Raw genomic sequence first — 19,400 nt, 5'->3', positions numbered from 1 at the left:
ACTGGATCGGATAAGTGCTGAAAGCATCTAAGTACGAAGCCGGCTTCAAGATAAGATATCCTCATAAGGGTCGTTGTAGACTACAACGTTGATAGGCTGCAGGTGTAAAGGCAGTAATGTCATAGCCGAGCAGTACTAATTGCCCGAAAGCTTTCACAGGGGGGCGGACTCAGGTCTGCCCCGCACAACTAACCCAGAGGTTTGCTAGATTGGTATCTATGATACGGAATTATTTGCTCTTTTACATCAGGTCAATCCTATAAGGATGGAAAACGATTCATCCGTAACGATATTCAGGTGGTTATAACACCGGGGCTCCACCTCTTCCCATTCCGAACAGAGAAGTTAAGCCCGGTCGTGCCGATGGTACTGCGTAAAAGTGGGAGAGTAGGTTACCGCCGTTTTAAGCAAAGTCCGTATACAAGCAATTGTATGCGGACTCTTTGTTTTTGAACAATCAGACTCCATTAGGAATGATAAATAACAGAAGAAAAGGAGAGCTTTAAGCTCTCCTTTTTGTTTAAATATGACGTATACATCCTTTTTACAAAATTATATTCGAATTGTTACGATTTTCGGAGACATAATTGTCCTGAACATTTTTAGCATAGTTCACAATGTCAGATACAGTTAATTTGGTATTAGGGTTGTTTAATATATATTGTACATAAAATCCACGAGTATAACCGCGGGGTAATTCTGTATATCCTTCCGGAGGCGAATCTTTAATATCTAATTTCTTTATATCTGTTTTGTCCTTATTTATATATAATTTATACCCTAGCTCTATATCTGTTAATGGTCTGCACCATCGTACATTGAGATAGTGATACGATTCATATTCTTTAGTACTCATATAATCGTGAATGCCGATATATCCGGGAGTATTATTTGTATTTTTGGTTGCCAGGTATACTGCATAGAATAGATGATAAATATCACCCCTTTTTCCATCATCATAGCAGCCTCCATTAGGCCCTAGACCATTGCACCATCTGCCGTCACCATTGAGGCGAGCTCCCCCGGGCATCATATTAAAACCATATATATTTGTTGACTTCTCGAACCAATATACTTTGTAAGGACTATTATTCCCTTGATTTATATTAAACGCTAAAGGATTTTCACTATTCTTGCTGCTTAAGGCAAAACGGACATCTCTTTCATTAAGATTGGTATGGCTCGCATCATGAGATGTATTGAAAGGAGACATTGAAAATAGTTGTCTGTAATCGGCAGGGAAAGGTAATCTCCAGCCTTCAATTTTATTCCCATTCTCATCCGCCATAAAACAATATTGATTCATATAATCTATACTAGGATAACTATAATATCTTCCATAGTATTTCTCAAAATCTGCTATATTCGATAATTGGTAATATTGGGGATTGATGCGTACCCGTTCAAGATATTTATTTAAAATGTTTTGAGTGATAGGTATGTCGTTTTCGAATCCATTCCCTTTTTTTATTGTATGGTTAAAATTTCTATCAATCCAGTAATATTCACCAATGCGTACAGCATTGTATTCCCCTAGGTTTATAAGTCCCTGATAATTTATGAACTTTACCTTCTTTTTGTTTGGTATTTCTTTCAATTTCGAGTCTATATATTCAAATGTAACTTCTGTGCAAGAATATTTCAATATAACTTCTATTCGCTTTTGACTAATGTAATAATTTTGAGGAGAACTTATTTCTTCTACTACATATTTTCCTACAGCTAAATTAGTGATATTTACTGTTCCGGAAGTGAGCGTGTATGTTCCTACAACTTTATTACTAGCATCGAGAATCTGATATTGTCCGCCATTTACAAATGATTTGTTGTTGATCTCTTTTGCAGAGATGGTAAGACAAGTATCCGTTTCTTTTTCATTACATCCATAAGACATCCAAGCGGCGAGGAATAGTATACTTGTGTATACAAATAATTTAGTTTTCATTATTTCATGTTTTAGCAAGGTTGCTAACTCTATTGAAACTTATAATATAAAAGAGCATTTATTATCCACATGATGTATACAAACATATTCCTATTGTATATTTAAAACGTCTAAAAGACACAATTGTTTCTCTGGTAATGTTAAATAATTAACACTGTATAGGCTTTTTAAGAATAATGAAATCTCTTTTTTTTAATATATATAGAAAGGTGAATGCATTTATAAAAAAAATGTATCTTTGCTCGTAGACTTAAATAAAATAATTTAGATATGCCAAGAATATCTATAATAACACCAACGTACAATTCTGAAAATACATTACATGGAACAGTAGAAGCTTTGTTAAGACAAACTTTCTCTGACTTTGAATATATCATCATCGATGCTGTATCGAAAGATCAAACCTTAGATAAAATAAAGAGTTATATCCCCGCTTTTGAAAAGAAGGGAGTCTCGGTACGCATCGTTAGTGAACCAGACAAAGGTGTTTATGATGCTATGAATAAAGGAATATCTCTTGCTACCGGAAAATTGGTAGGAATAACTAACTCTGATGACTGGTATGAGGATAATACCCTCGAAGTTATGTGGAACAAGTTTTCTGACGGAGTGGTAGATCAAAACAACTCCATGATATACGGTATAGAGCGAGTGTGGAAGGACAATAAGATTTTTAATGTACAACGCCGTGGAGCTTCCTTTATATCGGAGAGCGTACTTCCCCATTCTACATTTTTTGTATCAAAAGAGGTTTACAATAAATACGGTGCATTTGATCTTTCTATAAAGGTCTTGGCAGATTATGACTTTATTTGCAGATGTGTAAGTAAAGGTGTAAAGCTCGAAGAAGTGGATGTCGTGATCTCTAATTTCAGACTAGGTGGTATATCGTCTTCTTATTTCGATTTCTATTCCGATTACTATATGATACAGCATAAATATGGTTTTATATCAGATAAAAAATACAAGGAATATAAATACCTTCTTCGTTTGAAGAAAATCATAAACAGGTTTATGAAAAAATGGTAGATACTTTCTAATCAATACTTAATAAGAAAGAGAAATGATATATGTCATTTCTCTTTTTTAGTTTCTTGTATGTGATATTCTTTATTTCAATTGTGGATCCATCCAACTTAATCTGTTTTTTATCCAAGTCTTAAGATAATTAACCTCGCCTTGGTAACTCCCAGTCACAATAGGGTTAGGCCAGACTTGCTTATCCAGTATTGGCCATTTCTGAAAATTATAATGTTGAGATACATTTATTTTTTCAGCCATATTATCAATGAACGTATTTATGTTTGCATCACTTAATTCATTGCCACGTAATTCGTTCCACCTGTCTTTTACCATATTTTCAAATTCGGGATGAGAGAAAAATTGTTGATACCAAGGAGCTCTTGCACGTGCATGCCATCCTGATACCATATCGCAGTTGTCGTAATTTACATTTCCGAAAGCAATATCATAATCCCATACCGGTCCGAAATATAGCTTATCGTCGCCTCTATTTTTATAGACGAATGTACTTAGGCGTAGGTTGCCATCAACGTTTTTCGATAATTCGTTTAGTAATACATAATCAATGAATGATTTCATATCCAAATACTTCGGCAATTCTTCCATTGGGTTTACATCATCTTTTCCGTATATGATGTTTTCTATATTTTGGATATAGTTTGATATATATTCTTTTTGATTAGCTGGTATGTCTTCAGGAGTGTTTACACAGAATGTCATTTTTGCTTCTAGTGTTTCAAACCATACGGGTTCTCCTTTCCGCTCATCTATTTCGAGCAGATATCCTCCTGTAATATCTGTATCTGCTGCTTTCAATTCGGGTATATTGACTCTGTTTTTGTCTACCCGTATATGTTCTCCAAGCATGTAATTTCCGATATATTCTCCATTAAGCACAACATCCACATACTGTATGCGTGGAGTCCATGCAAATCCCATACGACGGCTAATCTCAAACGCCAATTCGTTTCGCATCAATGTCTTATCCGAGTAATTGGCAAGCAACACCCAATGTTTGTTTTTAGGCATGCCCAATACTTGTGCCGATTCTTTTAGCTTTAGTTTGTAAGGTTTCTTTTCCATTCCCCACGTGCTGTTTCCTCGGCCTTTTATTTCGGTGTCAGCTTCCATTAGCTTCTCTTTTATAGCTCCTTTATTGTCTCTTGATTCTATCTTTATCGTTGCATCCATATAGTCATCCTTCGATGTAATTGGTGTGCCATTTTTAGTATTGATAGTCAGTAGCGGGAAATAGTACCCTTCGAGAGGTGCCGGCGGAGCAGCTTCTTGTTGTATGCTTACTTTTTGTATTTTTGTTTTGGTTTTTATAACCAACTGCGTTGTAAGCTTAACCTCTTGCGTGTTTTCTTTGGCTTCTACAGTAATCGTTACATCGCCTTTTCCAGACATGGGACTTACAGTACACCAAGAAGGAATGCTTTTGTCAATTTCCCATCTGGTATTTGATTTGATCGTAAAACTTTGTTTTTCAGACGATATTTTAAAAAATAATTGACTCTTTGATACACTGAGCGTATCTTCTACTTCATTGTCTTTATCGGAGCAACTCGTTATAGATAAAAGCAGGCTTAAAATAAAAAATAAAAAGGTGAATTGTTTTTTCATCGTATTGGATTAAATTTATTTATTAGGCATATCGAACAATACAAAGAAAACAAAAGCAATCAGATTTCTATTCGTTTTTGCAAGTTTTTATATAAATAAAACTGTTAATTTTTTGATTCTAATCTTTATTTATAAGCAAGCAAAACGATGGCTTCTATTCTTGCTTATGTGGATAAAAATCTGTATATTTGTTAGATTTTTCAAACGCAAAACCTCAGGCGATTATTCGCCTATTTAATAGCAAAATATAAATATGACTGAGAACCAAAAAATTGCAAGCGAATCTTATTCCGCACAAAATATTCAAGTGCTGGAAGGCCTTGAAGCTGTAAGGAAAAGACCCGCGATGTATATCGGTGATATAAGCGAAAAAGGATTACACCATCTTGTGTATGAAGTTGTAGACAACTCTATTGACGAGGCATTGGCCGGATATTGTGATGATATCAAAGTTACTATACACGAGGATAATTCGATAACAGTACAAGACAATGGTCGTGGTATCCCGGTGGATATAATGGCTAAAGAGAAGAAATCGGCCCTCGAGGTCGTTCTTACAGTCTTGCATGCCGGAGGTAAATTCGATAAAGGTACTTACAAAGTCTCGGGAGGTCTTCACGGTGTGGGTGTGTCGTGTGTCAACGCATTGTCTACATACTTAAAAGCCGAAGTACACAAACAAGGGAATGTATATGTACAGGAGTATTCTTGTGGAAAACCCCAGACAGGTGTAGAAAAAATAGGAACTACAGATCATACAGGTACAATTATAACTTTCAAACCCGATGATTCCATTTTTGTAGTAACAGAGTACAAATATGATACATTGGCATCACGTCTTCGTGAACTGGCATTCCTCAATGCCGGAGTTCGTCTATCGCTAGTTGATCGTCGTCATGTAAAAGAAGATGGGACATTCAAAACAGATACTTTCTTTTCTGAAAAAGGGCTGGAAGAATTTGTACGATATATAGATGCATCTAAAGAAGCATTGATCGATGATGTTATACATATTGTTACCGAGAAACAAGGAGTACCGGTAGAAGTGGCAATGACATACAATACATCATATAATGAGAACGTATATTCGTATGTAAATAATATACACACAATAGAAGGTGGTACACACCTTACCGGGTTTCGCCGTGGATTGTCTCGTACGCTGAAGAAGTACGCCGATGATTCGAAGATGCTAGAGAAGGTAAAAGTAGAAATTAGTGGCGATGACTTCCGTGAAGGACTTACTGCCGTTGTTTCTATCAAAGTTGCTGAGCCTCAGTTTGAAGGACAGACAAAGACTAAACTTGGTAACAATGAGGTTATTGGAGCTGTTGATCAGGCCGTAGGAGAGGCTTTGGGTATATATCTTGAAGAGCATCCGAAAGAAGCAAAAATCATTGTAGAAAAAGTTATCCTTGCGGCAACGGCACGTGCAGCGGCTCGCAAAGCTCGTGAGTTGGTACAACGTAAATCCCCGCTTACAGGTGGTGGATTACCGGGCAAGCTGGCTGACTGTTCGAGTAAAGATGCTTCGATATGTGAGATTTTCCTTGTCGAAGGAGACTCTGCGGGTGGTACAGCAAAACAAGGCCGTGACCGTGGATTCCAAGCAATTCTTCCTCTTAGGGGTAAGATTCTGAATGTGGAAAAAGCGATGCCTCACAAAGTTCTCGAAAGTGATGAGATAAAAAATATATATACAGCACTAGGAGTAACGATAGGAACGGAAGAAGACTCTAAAGAGTTGAATCTCCAAAAGCTTCGTTATCAAAAAGTGGTGATCATGACCGATGCCGATGTGGATGGAAGCCACATTGCAACGCTGATTCTTACTTTCTTCTTCCGCCATATGAAAGCATTGTTGGAGAAAGGATATATCTATATTGCAACACCTCCGCTTTATCTTTGTCGCAAGGGTAAAAACGAAGAGTATTGCTGGGACGATCGCCAACGTCGTGCATTTATCGAGAAATATGCTGATGGAGACGAAAATGCGATTCACACACAGCGATATAAAGGTCTTGGAGAAATGAATGCCGAGCAGCTTTGGGATACTACCATGAATCCTGAACACCGTACATTGCGTCAGGTGACTATAGAAAATGCTGCAGAAGCCGATCACGTTTTCTCTATGCTGATGGGTGAAGACGTGGCTCCGCGCCGTGAGTTTATCGAAGAAAATGCAACTTATGCTAAGATTGATGCGTAAGTAAGATATTACAAAATAGAAAAAACCGCAATTTGAATCAAATTGCGGTTTTTTTGTGTATAATTGTGAAGAATTTAATATTCTTGTTAAATCTTATAGCTATGAAAAAGAATTTAGTTTTTATACTTATGCTCTTATGTCCTGTTTTTTGTATATCTCAGATTATAGTAAAAAACGACTCTCTGCCTGCAAATAAATATTATAATCCCATAGAACAAAAAGTATATTCGACGGAGGGTGAATTTAAAAAATATCAAAATGGAAAAGAGATAAAAACAAATGGTAAGGGGGTGAAAGAGAGCGCTCTAGAACAACTTGTTTTCTTAAGTAGTGATGCCGAGCTAAAAAAATCTACTTCTCTTGAAGATCTGAAAGACATTATAGATAAAACAAATAAGATTTTTGAAGAATTATTTAGAGCGTCAGAGAAGTCAGGTAAAATAATGATACAGTTTGAGTTGAAAAAAGATGAAAATATTATTCGATTCGCTGTGCGAGGCGATTTAGATTTAGATATAATGGCTGAATTTGAAAAAAGAATAAACAATGAAGAATATCCAAAATCGAAAGATAAACCAGTAAAATTACAGCTTGTTTATAAGGTGAATTCGTATGATGATTGAATGAAAATTGTCACGCTTCTAATTTTATAAATATAGAATAACTTTGGCTATTGTATTTGAAAGTGTGTATGATGCAATCTTTCGTTCTTTCGGATTTGCAATCCTACGAATAAATATTTTCGGATTGCAAATCCGAAAAGACGATAGATTCCCATTTCTTAAGTGAAAAGAAAGGTGTTTATTATTTGTTTTTTATTGATTTACATCGGAAAATGAAAGGATGAATTATTATTTGTAACTATCTTTGAATTATAATCTTATCAGATATACTGAATGCTTGTATATAAAAAAATAAGGATTTATTATTTTTCGGGAACAGGGAATGCGAAAAGGATTTCCTATTGGATTCGAGAATTTGCGACCGAAAAGAATATAAGATGCAACTTAGAGAATATAGATACAGCAAGACACAACAGCATTGACATAGACCCTGACACTTTGGTAATTATTATTTCACCAATACATGGATTCAACTATCCCCCAATAACCCTCGCCTTTATTCGCCGATTACCAAAAGGCTCTAACGATATTGTACTGATGAATACAAGAGCCGGACTAAAGATTAGAAAAACGGTAACACCAGGTTTGACCGGAATCGCATTTTTTGTATCAACAATAATGCTAAAAAAGAAAGGCTATAAGATTAAAGGACAAATACCTTTCGATATGCCGTCTAATTGGATGTCGATTCATCCGGCATTGAGTCAGAACGCTGTGGCATTTTTGCATGAGGCTAATTTTTATAAAGTAAAGAAATACTGTGACAGGATATTTGAGGGAAATTCTGTTTTTGTAGCATACAAGGATATTGTTCAAGATATACTGATATCCCCTATATCTTTAGGATATTATATTGCAGGGCGTTTTGCCTTTGCAAAATCATTCTATGCTTCAACTGCTTGTGATGGATGCCTGCTGTGTGTGAAACAATGTCCTGTAAAAGCAATTAAAATTTTAAATAATCGTCCTTTTTGGCTCTTGAAGTGCGAGAGTTGTATGCGATGTATGTCCCTTTGTCCTAAAAGAGCAATAGAAAGTGCTCACGGACTATTCGTTATTACAAGTATATTCTATTCTACACTTGCAACTTATCTGTTAAACAAATTATCTTCCGACTTTTTGCATTATCCTTTTGTCGAAAAAGTCTTTTCTTTTATCGTCTTTTTTATTCTTCTCATTGTTTTCTATCGGATTCAACATCTTTTTCTTTTGAATAAATACACCGGACGGCTAATCTCATTTTTCTCTCTTACTCATTATAAATTCTGGGGAAGATACAGATCTATTGCTGATGCTATATGGAGGCAAAAGAAAAACTGAAAAAATATCCGTCTAATACATCTTTATCACTTTCCTAAATAATTATCTATTATAAACAACTTATAATAATAGATATGGCAAAGTACACAGAAAAACTAGTAGAGAAGATTGTTACACTGATAGAAGCGGATACTTATTCTATCTCAGAGATATGCAGTATATTAAAAATCAGCAGAAAATCTTTTTATGAATGGAAAGATACAAAGCCCGAATTCAGAGAAGCAATAGAAGAAGCGATAGATCGTCGTGATGATATGTTAATGATGCTGGCTCGCAAGTCACTAAAAAGGAAACTGGAAGGTTATACCCTTACAGAGACAAAAACGATATACGTTCCCGATAAAAATAATCCTGATGAGCTGGTGCTAAAATCGCAGATCGTAAAACAAAAAGAATACGCCCCTGATACCCATGCGATAAAGCTTACACTTTCTCGTCAAGATAGTAAAGCCAATAAAGAAGAGGAGAGCACTCCGTCTACTTTAACAATTGTTGTTCGTGATCCCAAAACAGCGGAGAATCTAAATCTACTACGTGAAAATTTAAGGACAGGAAACACCCCCAAAAAAGACAAAGATTTACATCCGCAAAAAGACAGTGAAACTTCCAAATCACAAGATATACCAGATTGTTCTACAGTAGAGAGTGATGAAGCAAGTAATGAAAACACGGAAGTTGAGCTTAAACCGAAATTTGTTAAGGTTAGGCGTAGTGGTGAAGTCTTACCTCCCGGATATCTTTACAGAGGGTGACAATATAAATAGTATGATATGTGTTACTTTTGTCACTTTTTGGAGTTAGACGCCTTACTTGTTTTAGTGTAGTGAAGGTCCTAATCGAAAAAACTCTTAAATGAAACCTCTACCTCACAACAAATCTCTATATTTGTAGATTGTATTCTGTAAAGTAAACTAGTATAAGATGGCAATTAAGAACATATACATTACATGCATGTCTTTGATTTTTATAGCATGCTCGTGTGGGAAAACAACTCAAAATGCGAATACGATGGCTGACTCGTATCAGAAAGTATCGCCGGACTTCAATGCCGATAGCGCATACGCTTATGTAGACAGACAAGTTGCATTCGGATACCGTGTGCCGAACACTAAAGAGCACGTTGCTTGCGGCGATTTCCTGGTAGCCGAAATGAAACGTTTCGGAGCAGAAGTTCAGGAACAGAAGATGGTGGTAACGGCATATGATGGCACAAAGCTTAATGCCCGTAATATAATAGCCTCTTATGGTTTGGAGAAGAAAAACAGGGTGTTGCTTTTTGCCCATTGGGACACACGTCCGTATTCAGATCAGGATCCTGATCCGGCTAATCTTAAGAAACCGTTGCTGGGTGCTAATGACGGTGCCAGTGGAGTAGGAGTATTGATGGAGATAGGAAGAGTCCTTCAGACCAAAGCACCTGAGGTGGGAGTAGATATCATCTTTTTTGATGCAGAAGATTATGGTATCCCTGCCTTTGCGGAGAAATCTTTGATTAAAGGAGAAACATGGTGTTTGGGCTCTCAGTACTGGGCAAATAATCCGCATGTACCAAACTATAAAGCTAAATTTGGGATATTATTGGATATGGTTGGAGCAGAAGGAGCAACTTTTTATAGAGAAGCTATATCCAAAGAATATGCAGAAGATATACTTGAAAAAGTATGGAGAACAGCCGGACTGCTTAGTTATGGCAAGTTCTTTATTGGTAAAGATGTGGGCGGAGTTACAGATGATCATGTCCCTGTAAATCAGATTCGCAAGATACCGAGTATCGATATTATCGATTACCGTCAGGATATGGATCATGGGTTCTTCCATTCATGGCATACACAAAAAGACGATATGCGTAATATCAGTAAAGAAACATTGAAGGCCGTAGGACAAACAGTGCTGGAAGTTGTATATAAGGAAAAATAAACAGAGGGAATAAATGGCTACAATAAACGAAGTTCAAGACGAGATTATAGAAGAATTTTCGATGTTTGATGATTGGATGGATCGTTACGCATTATTAATAGAATTGGGAAATTCACTGGATAAATTAGACGATAAGAATAAGACAGAAGACAATCTTATTGTTGGTTGCCAAAGCCGTGTCTGGCTACAGGCTGATTATATCGACGGTAAAATAGTACTTAAAGCGGAGAGCGATGCCGTAATCGTAAAAGGTATTATCGCTCTACTGATAAAGGTGCTGTCGAACCGTACGCCGGATGAAATTATAAATACTGATCTTTACTTTATAGAGAAGATTGGGCTGAAAGAAAACCTTTCGCCTACACGCTCCAACGGGCTTGTGTCTATGATAAAGCAAATCCGCTTTTATGCGATGGCATATAAGGCAAAGGAAATCGGCGAAGTAGGAGCGTAACGTTTCGCAAATATCAAAAAGCCCTGTAAACGATCATACGTCCGTTTGTTTCTATCGTAAACTCATCGCTTGTAGACTCGTTCAGGGTAGCTTGCCACCAGTTGGTAAATATCCGCTTTTCGATAGCATACAAAAGGTTGTGCGATGTTACCATGCTCTGATCTATGCAGAACAAAGAGACTTGCTGTCCTTTATAGCTTTCGAAAAGAGAGGTACAGTCTATTCCGTTAAATACGCCGTAGTTGGTAATCATTTCTACATCTGCGTCATTCATATACTCGCATAGCAGGCTGATATTGGCAATGGTGTGATCTTCCCGTTTACCTGTTGCGCCGAGTATCGTCAACTCTTTTCTTCCTTGCTTCAAGCAGAATCGTACGGCTTTTGTAAGGTCGTTGGTCTCCTGTTCGGGGATTCTGTGTATAATATCCGCAAACCGTATTTGGTTCTCTTCCGAGAGCGAATCGCAATCGCCAACTATTGCATCCGGCACACGGCTTGTGTCTGCCAGATTATTGGTTGCCCCGTCGCAACAGACAAGGTACTTGCAGTTGTTGAGTATCGATAAAGCCAAAGGATTGGAAGGGAAATTACCATTAGCCAGTATGATTGTATCTGTCCGGCGGTTTATATCGGGGAGGATGTATTTTTTCATTCTGAAATTATCATATAATAAGAGGGGGTAAAATTAGTAAATAGTTTAGGATTAAGTTTTATTGATATGAAGAAAGTAAAATAAAAGCTGATATGTTTTATAGGGAAGATTAATCATAGTAAAGAAAGAGGTTAATTTTTTATAGTAAATTATTTAAACATCGAGAATAAAATCACGACCTTTGCAGCTTGTAATTTTTTTGACGAAAAACTCAATAAAAATGATAGAAATAAATAAAGTGCCGTCACCTTGCTTTGTGATGGAAGAAGAATTGCTTAGAAACAATCTCAGTCTTATCAAATCGGTGAAAGATAGGGCAGGAGTGAATATTATATTGGCATTCAAGGCGTATGCAATGTGGAAATCGTTTCCTATTATAAGAGAATACATACCATGTTCTACAGCTAGTTCTGTGTATGAGGCTCAATTGGCGTATGAAGAAATGGGTAGCTTGGCGCATACTTTTACTCCGGCATATACATCCGAAAATTTTCCTCTTTTCATGCGTTATAGCAGCCACATCACGTTCAACTCTTTATCGCAGTTCGATCGGTTTTATCCCGAAACGTTGAAACATTCACACAAAGTATCCTGTGGCTTACGTATCAATCCCGAATATTCTACGGTAGAGACTGATTTATATAATCCGGCTACTCCGGGTTCACGTCTTGGCGTTTCTTTGGATCAATTGGGCGATAAGTTACCCGAAGGACTAGAAGGACTTCATTTCCATACATTGTGCGAATCGTCGTCGTACGACTTAGAGAAAACACTGGAAGTGATTGAGCAAAAGTTTGGGCATCTATTGTCGCAGGTTAAGTGGTTTAATATGGGCGGAGGACACCTTATGACCCGAAAAGATTATGACGTGGAACATCTTATCGGCTTACTCCAATCTTTTAAAGCGAAGCATCCTAATCTTGAGATTATCATGGAACCGGGGAGTGCTTTTGCTTGGCAAACAGGAGTTCTGGTTTCTACAGTGGTAGATATTGTAGAGAATAGAGGGATTAAGACAGCAATACTCGATGTGTCTTTTGCATGTCACATGCCCGATTGTTTGGAAATGCCTTACAAACCGCATATCAGAGGTGCATATCACGAACCGGTACAAGGACTACCCACTTATCGTATGGGGGGAAGTAGTTGCCTGAGTGGCGATTTTGTAGGAGAATGGTCTTTTGATGAGCCTCTTCTTATAGGTGATAAGATTATATTCGAAGATATGATTCATTATACAATCGTGAAGACTACTATGTTTAATGGTATATCTCATCCGGCTATCGCCCTTTGGAATAAGTCTAACCAGTTAGAGATTTATAGGGAATTTAGTTACGAGGATTATAAAACTCGTATGAGCTAGAATGTTAAATATTAGATCATAAACAATATAGATATAAGGTTGGCGTTTCATAGATAGAACTAACTTATTTAAGGAAATTGCCTATGAAAAAAAACTATACTCATAAGCTGTGCAAAAGTGTTGATAATGAAGGGGAGGTTGTCGCACCTGCCAAAAGTACGCTGGACTTTCTGAAACAATTTGCACGAACATATTATGCTGAGAAATCTTTGCCAAGATCACTAAATGAATTTTGTGTGAATTAAGAAATCTCTCAGAAAAGAAATAAAGGGTATAGGCATTTGATGTTTGTACCTTTTTTCTTTTTGTCACTTGTGCTCTTTTTCGTATTTTTGCTTTGAAGGATGATAACATCAAATTTATAACTTATAATTCAATAGTATGCACCATAAAATAGCTCCGTCATTATTGTCTGCTGATTTTCTTAATTTGCAAGCCGACATAGAAATGGTAAACAATAGTGAGGCCGATTGGTTTCATTGTGATGTAATGGACGGAACATTTGTTCCCAATATTTCGTTCGGTTTTCCGATAATTAAGCAGATCAGTAAAATGGCAAAGAAACCATTGGATGTACATCTGATGATTGTAAACCCCGATCAGTATATTCCTGTTGTAAAGGATGCGGGTGCATATATGATGAATGTGCATTACGAAGCTTGTGTACACTTGCATCGAACTATTGCTGCAATACACGATGCGGGGATGAAAGCTGCCGTTACTTTAAATCCTCATACACCTGTTTGTCTGCTCGAAGATATACTTCAGGATTTGGATATGGTATTGCTTATGTCTGTAAATCCGGGCTTTGGTGGTCAGAAATTCATAGAGCGTACACTCGATAAAGTGTCCTGCCTTAAAGATATGATTGTAAGACGAGGATTGCATACACTTATCGAAGTAGATGGAGGTGTAAATCTGGAAACAGGCAAACGTTTGGTTGATGCCGGAGCAGATGTTCTGGTTGCCGGGAACGCAGTGTTTGCGGATGCCAACCCGACAGAAATGATTCACAAACTGAAGAGTCTGTAATAGACCTAATGTAGTATTGATAGCTATTGTGGAATGAGAAATCCATTGTCGAAAATACCATTCCTTTTCCTTCTGCTCTCGCTGATTGTAGGTATCCTGTTTCAGTACTATTTTAAGAACGAATATATAAGCATAGTCTTTTTCCTTTTAGGAAATATGGCTATGCTTTTGTCATATCTTGTACCAAAGGATCGGCGATTTTCTTTACGCTGGCTCTTTGGTTTGGGGGTGATTTTAGCAACGGTGGGAATAGGTGCTTTCTCTACAGCATATCGTCAGCACTTATCTGAATATGCTTTTTCGGAGACTAAAACCCTTTATAGAGGTATTGTGACAGACTCTCCTCAGGAAAAAGCGAAGACTGTTGCATATCGGGTGTTTTTACCCGATGAAGATAAGCAGGTAGTCTGTTATTTTCAAAGAGATTCGTTGATCTCTGATCGATTGTATCCGGGTGATGAGTTCCTTTTTTATGGAGAGATTCAACCCTTCCGAAATATGGGGAATCCGGATGATTTTGATTATGTCAGGTATATGTATAATCAGAACTTTGTAGGATCTGTTTACGTCTCATCAGATGCTTATAAAAGGACAGGTGAAGTCTCATCTAACATTAAGTATCAAGCTTTACGTTGCAGACAAGCTATTCTCGATTTCTATAAGGCTTTGGATCTGAAAGAAACAGAGTATGCTGTTTTGTCAGCATTGACTCTTGGCTATCAGAATGAATTAAGTGATGATCTGAAACAAGGATTCAGGACGACGGGAACCGTACATGTTTTATCTGTCAGCGGGTTACATGTCGGTATTATTTATGTAATGATAACTCTCTTACTGGGGTTTGTTCATCGAAATTCAAAGTACTATTGGATAAAGCCAGTCCTTATAATTCTTTTATTGTGGGGGTATGCTTTTATTACGGGTTTGCCTCCTTCGGTAGTTAGGGCAAGCGCAATGTTAAGTGTGTTTTGTGTATCGGAAATAGTTAGGCGAAAAAGCTTTTCTATTCACGCCTTGTTCATCGCTGCATTCTTTATGTTTTTAGTCAACCCTTTCTCTTTGTTTGATATCGGGCTGCAATTAAGTTTTATGTCGGTCCTTTCCATCTTATATCTTCATCCAAAGATGTCGGGGCTGATGAAGATAGAAAATAAGTACATAAGATATATTTGGCAGATGTTTGCTCTTTCACTCGTTGCACAGTTGGCTACGTTTCCTATTTGCCTTTACTACTTCGGAACGTTTCCTACATATTTCTTTGTTGCCAATCTGATAATTGTTCCTGTTGTTTCTTTGATTATGTATGTAGCCGGAGGGATTGTGTTTGCAAAAATGTTGAGTTTTGTATTCCCTGATTTTAGTTATTACTTATACTATCTTCCGGTGAAGGCATTACAGGCTTTAGTCAGTTTTATGACATACACGATTCATCTGTTTGAACAATTACCCTTTGCTCTTTTACAAAATGCGAAAGTATCTTTCGTCGACTTGTTGTTGATCTTTACCATAATAATAGGGATATTGATTTTCCTTATATATAAGAAATCGAAGGCTTTAATTATAGGCCTAATCGCCATATTCGTATTGCTCACGAGTCATATTCACAGTAAGATTGTTGATAAACCCGAAATGGTAATAGTTTATAATAGAAGCCATGCTTCAGAAATAAAATGGAGCAAGCCGGGACAGGAAACCGATATACTACCGGGTGATGCGCCTAGTGGCTATATATACATCGGTAATCAAACAAGCAATATGCTGATTTTGTCTTCTGATAATTGGAAAGAGAAGGCAACGGAAGAAAGATTCAAAGTGAACAACTTAGTGCTTACTCACTGTAACAGTTTCTCTTTATATTCTTTAACTCAGCTCTTTTGGATAGAAAATGTGGTTTTAGATGCTTCATTATCAAGATATACAAGACGTCGGCTAGCTAAAGAATGTCAAAAACTAAATATTCCTTATCACGATGTAACTCAAAGTGGTGCATTTAGTTTGATTTTTTAGTACTTTTGTTGTTTGTATTTTAATTAGAATAAGGAATTCTTTAAATGATATCGAAAATAATAGCTAGTCAGAAGATAACAGCGGTAGAAGAGCTACTCGATCAATATGACAAAATTGTAATAGTTACCCATGTTTCACCTGACGGAGACGCTATTGGATCTTCTCTTGGTTTGTACCATTATTTGAATGACTTGGGTAATGATGTAAATATTATAGTTCCTAATTCATTTCCTGATTTTTTGAAATGGATACCCGGAGCGAAGGATATTTTTGATTATGAAAAATATCCGGAATATGCTCAAAAGCTTATAGCAGAGGCTGAGCTTATCTTTTGTCTCGACTTTAATGTGCCAAAACGGTCACACCATTTGGCTCCATTTATTGAGGCTGCGAAAGGGAAAAAAGTATTGATAGATCACCATCCTGATCCAACAGAGTTTTGTGATGTGATGATTTCATACCCTGAAATATCATCTACTAGCGAACTCGTGTTTCGTTTGATCTGCCGTATGGGGGATTTTGAGGCGATGAGCTATAATAGTGCTACTGCTATTTATACCGGTATGATGACAGATACAGGAGCATTTACTTATAACTCCAATAATATTGAAATATACTATATCGTAGGAGAATTACTGAAAAAAGGAATAAATAAAGATCAGATATATTCGAATGTATACCATAACTATACCGAAGATCGTTATCGTATGTTAGGATATACATTAAGTGAGAAAATGAAGGTTTATCCTGAATATAACTCAGCTCTCATTTGGTTGACGAATGAGGAGCAAAATCGATATAATGTAAAAAAAGGTGACACTGAAGGTTTTGCAAATTTACCGTTGAATATAAAAGGAATTATTTTTTCAGTTTTTATTCGTGAAGACAATGATTTTATAAAAATTTCGTTTCGTTCACAAGGAGACTTTCCAAGCAATCAATTTGCTTCAAAATGTTTTAACGGTGGTGGTCACCTAAATGCAGCAGGAGGGGAGTTTTACGGTACAATGGATGAGGCTATCGCAATATTTGAGAAAGCATTACCCGAATTTGGAGACTTATTGAAAAAGAATAATATACTTACTAAATAACATAGAATATAGATGAAAAAAATCATTGGTGTTATATTTGCTTTTATCGGATTTGCGATCATATTTGTTGCATGTGGAAGCGAGACTTATGCCGATAAGTTAAAGAAAGAAGAGAAAACGATCAATCGCTTTATCGATACATCAGGTATAAAGGTGATTAATAAATATCCTGAAACCAGAGTTTTTAAAGATAAAGAATATTTTAAAGAACCTAATACAGGTATTTATATTCATGTAATTGATTCGGGCACAAAAGACAAGATTAAATCAGGAGATTACGTAACAATGCGTTTCTATGATACAAAAATGCTGCAAACAAACCCGGATACTTTAATTACGAATGATATTCAAGGGGTTACTGAATTTGCATATATGTATATGGATTATGGAAATACCAGTTCGTATCTCTTCAGTAATAGCAACTATATCTATAGTTTGTCTAGCGAGTATTATATGTATTATTTCCTTTCACCGGGATGTGCTTTGCCTTTAGATTATAATTTGGGAAATCAGGCACAGGTGAGTTTAATTGTTCCTTTTTCAAATGGATCTTATTATCAGCAATCAGGATCGTACGAACCCATATATTTTGGGCGTCTGAAATATACAATTGTACCTGATGCAAAATAAGCCGTAGAGACTTACTATATTAATATAATAAAAATGACCTTAATTAAATCTATTTCAGGAATTAGAGGAACCATTGGCGGTAGAGTCGGCGATGGATTAAACCCTTTAGATACTGTGAAATTTGTATCGGCCTATGCCACTTTCATCAGAGAAAGTAAGAATAATGATTCAAACAAAATAGTTGTTGGACGCGATGCCCGTATGTCGGGTAAGATGATGGAGCAGATTGTTACCGGAACTCTTATGGGCATGGGTTTTGATGTCGTAAATATTGGTTTGGCTACAACACCTACTACCGAGTTGGCCGTAACAATGGAAAAAGCATGTGGTGGAATTATACTCACGGCAAGCCATAACCCAAAACAATGGAATGCATTGAAGCTTCTGAATGAAAAAGGAGAATTCTTAAATGCAAAAGAAGGAGAAGAAGTTCTTCGTATAGCTGAAGCAGAAGATTTTGATTATGCGCACATCGATCATGTTGGTACGCTTACTGAAAAAGACTATACTGATAAACATATACAGGCGGTTTTAGATTTAGAGCTTGTAGATGTCGAAGCTATTAAAGCCGCAGATTTTGAAGTAGCTATCGATTGTGTAAACTCTGTGGGAGGTATTGTGCTACCTAAACTATTAAAAGCTTTGGGAGTAAATAGAGTCAATGAGCTTTATTGCACACCGAATGGTGATTTTCCGCATAATCCAGAGCCTTTGCCTGAGCATCTCAAAGATATATTCACAATGGTAAAGACCACACCTTCTGATGTGGGCTTTGTTGTTGACCCGGATGTAGATCGTTTAGCTATTGTATGCGAGAACGGAGAATTTTTTGGAGAAGAATACACGCTGGTTGCTGTAGCAGACTATGTCTTGAAACACACTCCGGGAAATACAGTATCCAATCTAAGTTCTAGCCGTGCTTTGCGTGATATAACACGTAAATATGGTTGTGAATATAATGCTTCTGCTGTGGGAGAAGTAAATGTAACTACGCTGATGAAGGCTACCAATGCTGTTATCGGAGGCGAAGGAAATGGTGGTGTAATTTATCCTGCAAGCCACTATGGGCGTGACTCTTTGGTAGGCATTGCATTGTTCCTTTCTCATTTGGCACACGAGAAGAAAAAAGTAAGCGAAATACGTGCCTCATATCCCGAATATTTTATTGCAAAACAGAAGGTACAGCTAACACCAAGTATCGATGTGGATGCTATACTGAAAGCGGTGAAAGAAAAATATGTTCAATATGATGTAACAGATATAGATGGAGTGAAAATAGATTTCCCCGACAAATGGGTGCACCTCCGTAAGTCCAATACCGAGCCTATTATCCGTGTATATTCTGAAGCTCATTCTATGAAAGAGGCTGAAGATATCGGAGCTGAGGTAATGGCTGTTATCGAGCAACTTGCAAAATAAAAATAGAATAAATAAAGAATAGCAGTTTTGTATAAAGCTGCTATTTTTTTACCTTTATATTTAGGTATAGAAAATTATCATATATA

At 36.8% G+C, this 19,400-nt stretch carries 16 protein-coding genes and 2 rRNA genes; 15 read left to right on the top strand and 3 right to left on the bottom strand.

What is annotated here, in order from left to right:
* Window positions 1-160, top strand: a 23S ribosomal RNA gene (locus HMPREF9456_RS17505); the annotation flags it as partial.
* Window positions 161-293: 133 nt separating this feature from the next.
* Window positions 294-404 (top strand): 5S ribosomal RNA (rrf, locus tag HMPREF9456_RS13820).
* Window positions 405-544: 140 nt separating this feature from the next.
* Here the strand turns inward: rrf and HMPREF9456_RS13815 are convergent.
* Window positions 545-1,945 carry a prealbumin-like fold domain-containing protein gene (locus tag HMPREF9456_RS13815; RefSeq protein WP_006844165.1) on the bottom strand — a complete coding sequence of 467 codons (1,401 nt, stop codon included), beginning with the start codon at window positions 1,943-1,945 and terminating at the stop codon, window positions 545-547.
* A gap of 270 nt (window positions 1,946-2,215) precedes the next feature.
* Between HMPREF9456_RS13815 and HMPREF9456_RS13810 the strand changes: the two genes are divergently transcribed.
* Complete coding sequence (locus tag HMPREF9456_RS13810) at window positions 2,216-2,974, top strand: glycosyltransferase family 2 protein (protein WP_006844164.1); 759 nt, start codon at window positions 2,216-2,218, stop codon at window positions 2,972-2,974.
* Between the two features lie 81 nt (window positions 2,975-3,055).
* Here HMPREF9456_RS13810 and HMPREF9456_RS13805 read toward each other — a convergent pair whose 3' ends face one another.
* Window positions 3,056-4,594: a CotH kinase family protein gene (locus tag HMPREF9456_RS13805; RefSeq protein WP_006844163.1), complete on the bottom strand. Its 1,539-nt coding sequence runs from the start codon at window positions 4,592-4,594 to the stop codon at window positions 3,056-3,058.
* A 253-nt stretch (window positions 4,595-4,847) separates the two neighbouring features.
* Between HMPREF9456_RS13805 and gyrB the strand changes: the two genes are divergently transcribed.
* The 6 genes from gyrB to HMPREF9456_RS13775 all read left to right on the top strand — a co-directional run bounded on the left by gyrB (window position 4,848) and on the right by HMPREF9456_RS13775 (window position 11,117).
* Entirely contained in the window at window positions 4,848-6,803 is a 1,956-nt protein-coding gene (gene gyrB / locus HMPREF9456_RS13800; protein WP_006844162.1) for a DNA topoisomerase (ATP-hydrolyzing) subunit B, read from the top strand.
* Window positions 6,804-6,904: 101 nt separating this feature from the next.
* Window positions 6,905-7,426, top strand: coding sequence for a hypothetical protein (locus tag HMPREF9456_RS13795; protein ID WP_006844161.1), 522 nt, complete (start codon window positions 6,905-6,907; stop codon window positions 7,424-7,426).
* 273 nt (window positions 7,427-7,699) lie between these two features.
* Window positions 7,700-8,746: an EFR1 family ferrodoxin gene (locus HMPREF9456_RS13790; protein WP_006844160.1), complete on the top strand. Its 1,047-nt coding sequence runs from the start codon at window positions 7,700-7,702 to the stop codon at window positions 8,744-8,746.
* 74 nt (window positions 8,747-8,820) lie between these two features.
* Window positions 8,821-9,498 (top strand): bacteriophage terminase small subunit, encoded by a 678-nt coding sequence (locus HMPREF9456_RS13785; protein ID WP_006844159.1) that lies wholly within the window; start codon window positions 8,821-8,823, stop codon window positions 9,496-9,498.
* Window positions 9,499-9,667: 169 nt separating this feature from the next.
* Window positions 9,668-10,663 carry a M28 family peptidase gene (locus tag HMPREF9456_RS13780; protein ID WP_006844158.1) on the top strand — a complete coding sequence of 332 codons (996 nt, stop codon included), beginning with the start codon at window positions 9,668-9,670 and terminating at the stop codon, window positions 10,661-10,663.
* 13 nt (window positions 10,664-10,676) lie between these two features.
* Entirely contained in the window at window positions 10,677-11,117 is a 441-nt protein-coding gene (locus HMPREF9456_RS13775) for a SufE family protein (protein ID WP_006844157.1), read from the top strand.
* Between the two features lie 13 nt (window positions 11,118-11,130).
* On the opposite strand, the gene HMPREF9456_RS13770 is transcribed toward HMPREF9456_RS13775, so the two are convergent.
* Window positions 11,131-11,772, bottom strand: coding sequence for a thiamine diphosphokinase (locus HMPREF9456_RS13770; RefSeq protein WP_006844156.1), 642 nt, complete (start codon window positions 11,770-11,772; stop codon window positions 11,131-11,133).
* Window positions 11,773-11,992: 220 nt separating this feature from the next.
* On the opposite strand from HMPREF9456_RS13770, the gene nspC reads away from it, so the two are divergent.
* From nspC to glmM, 6 genes are all read left to right on the top strand, one after another.
* Window positions 11,993-13,135 carry a carboxynorspermidine decarboxylase gene (gene nspC, locus HMPREF9456_RS13765; protein ID WP_018074930.1) on the top strand — a complete coding sequence of 381 codons (1,143 nt, stop codon included), beginning with the start codon at window positions 11,993-11,995 and terminating at the stop codon, window positions 13,133-13,135.
* A gap of 381 nt (window positions 13,136-13,516) precedes the next feature.
* Entirely contained in the window at window positions 13,517-14,167 is a 651-nt protein-coding gene (gene rpe / locus HMPREF9456_RS13760; RefSeq protein ID WP_006844153.1) for a ribulose-phosphate 3-epimerase, read from the top strand.
* Window positions 14,168-14,200: 33 nt separating this feature from the next.
* Window positions 14,201-16,174, top strand: a complete 1,974-nt coding sequence (locus HMPREF9456_RS13755; protein WP_006844152.1) for a ComEC/Rec2 family competence protein — start codon at window positions 14,201-14,203, stop codon at window positions 16,172-16,174.
* A 44-nt stretch (window positions 16,175-16,218) separates the two neighbouring features.
* A complete protein-coding gene (locus tag HMPREF9456_RS13750; protein WP_006844151.1) occupies window positions 16,219-17,265 on the top strand; it encodes a DHH family phosphoesterase in 1,047 nt (348 codons plus the stop codon).
* Between the two features lie 12 nt (window positions 17,266-17,277).
* A complete protein-coding gene (locus tag HMPREF9456_RS13745; protein ID WP_006844150.1) occupies window positions 17,278-17,895 on the top strand; it encodes a BamK family beta-barrel-assembly machinery protein in 618 nt (205 codons plus the stop codon).
* 33 nt (window positions 17,896-17,928) lie between these two features.
* Window positions 17,929-19,314, top strand: a complete 1,386-nt coding sequence (gene glmM / locus HMPREF9456_RS13740) for a phosphoglucosamine mutase (RefSeq protein ID WP_006844149.1) — start codon at window positions 17,929-17,931, stop codon at window positions 19,312-19,314.
* The last annotated feature ends 86 nt before the right edge of the window (window positions 19,315-19,400 follow it).

Source organism: Dysgonomonas mossii DSM 22836, from assembly GCF_000213575.1.
GTDB lineage: Bacteria > Bacteroidota > Bacteroidia > Bacteroidales > Dysgonomonadaceae > Dysgonomonas > Dysgonomonas mossii.
The sequence above is the reverse complement of the archived record's forward strand: the minus strand, read 5'-3'. Positions and strand labels throughout refer to the sequence as shown.

Excerpts from the sequence above, each read along its gene's own strand:
- HMPREF9456_RS13750 (WP_006844151.1), top strand. The coding sequence starts at position 16,219 with ATGATATCGAAAATAATAGCTAGTCAGAAGATAACAGCGGTAGAAGAG.
- HMPREF9456_RS13810 (WP_006844164.1), top strand. The coding sequence starts at position 2,216 with ATGCCAAGAATATCTATAATAACACCAACGTACAATTCTGAAAATACA.
- HMPREF9456_RS13780 (WP_006844158.1), top strand. The coding sequence starts at position 9,668 with ATGGCAATTAAGAACATATACATTACATGCATGTCTTTGATTTTTATA.
- nspC (WP_018074930.1), top strand. The coding sequence starts at position 11,993 with ATGATAGAAATAAATAAAGTGCCGTCACCTTGCTTTGTGATGGAAGAA.
- HMPREF9456_RS13775 (WP_006844157.1), top strand. The coding sequence starts at position 10,677 with ATGGCTACAATAAACGAAGTTCAAGACGAGATTATAGAAGAATTTTCG.
- rpe (WP_006844153.1), top strand. The coding sequence starts at position 13,517 with ATGCACCATAAAATAGCTCCGTCATTATTGTCTGCTGATTTTCTTAAT.
- HMPREF9456_RS13785 (WP_006844159.1), top strand. The coding sequence starts at position 8,821 with ATGGCAAAGTACACAGAAAAACTAGTAGAGAAGATTGTTACACTGATA.
- glmM (WP_006844149.1), top strand. The coding sequence starts at position 17,929 with ATGACCTTAATTAAATCTATTTCAGGAATTAGAGGAACCATTGGCGGT.
- HMPREF9456_RS13790 (WP_006844160.1), top strand. The coding sequence starts at position 7,700 with ATGCTTGTATATAAAAAAATAAGGATTTATTATTTTTCGGGAACAGGG.
- HMPREF9456_RS13815 (WP_006844165.1), bottom strand. The coding sequence starts at position 1,945 with ATGAAAACTAAATTATTTGTATACACAAGTATACTATTCCTCGCCGCT.
- HMPREF9456_RS13755 (WP_006844152.1), top strand. The coding sequence starts at position 14,201 with ATGAGAAATCCATTGTCGAAAATACCATTCCTTTTCCTTCTGCTCTCG.
- gyrB (WP_006844162.1), top strand. The coding sequence starts at position 4,848 with ATGACTGAGAACCAAAAAATTGCAAGCGAATCTTATTCCGCACAAAAT.
- HMPREF9456_RS13805 (WP_006844163.1), bottom strand. The coding sequence starts at position 4,594 with ATGAAAAAACAATTCACCTTTTTATTTTTTATTTTAAGCCTGCTTTTA.
- HMPREF9456_RS13795 (WP_006844161.1), top strand. The coding sequence starts at position 6,905 with ATGAAAAAGAATTTAGTTTTTATACTTATGCTCTTATGTCCTGTTTTT.
- HMPREF9456_RS13770 (WP_006844156.1), bottom strand. The coding sequence starts at position 11,772 with ATGAAAAAATACATCCTCCCCGATATAAACCGCCGGACAGATACAATC.
- HMPREF9456_RS13745 (WP_006844150.1), top strand. The coding sequence starts at position 17,278 with ATGAAAAAAATCATTGGTGTTATATTTGCTTTTATCGGATTTGCGATC.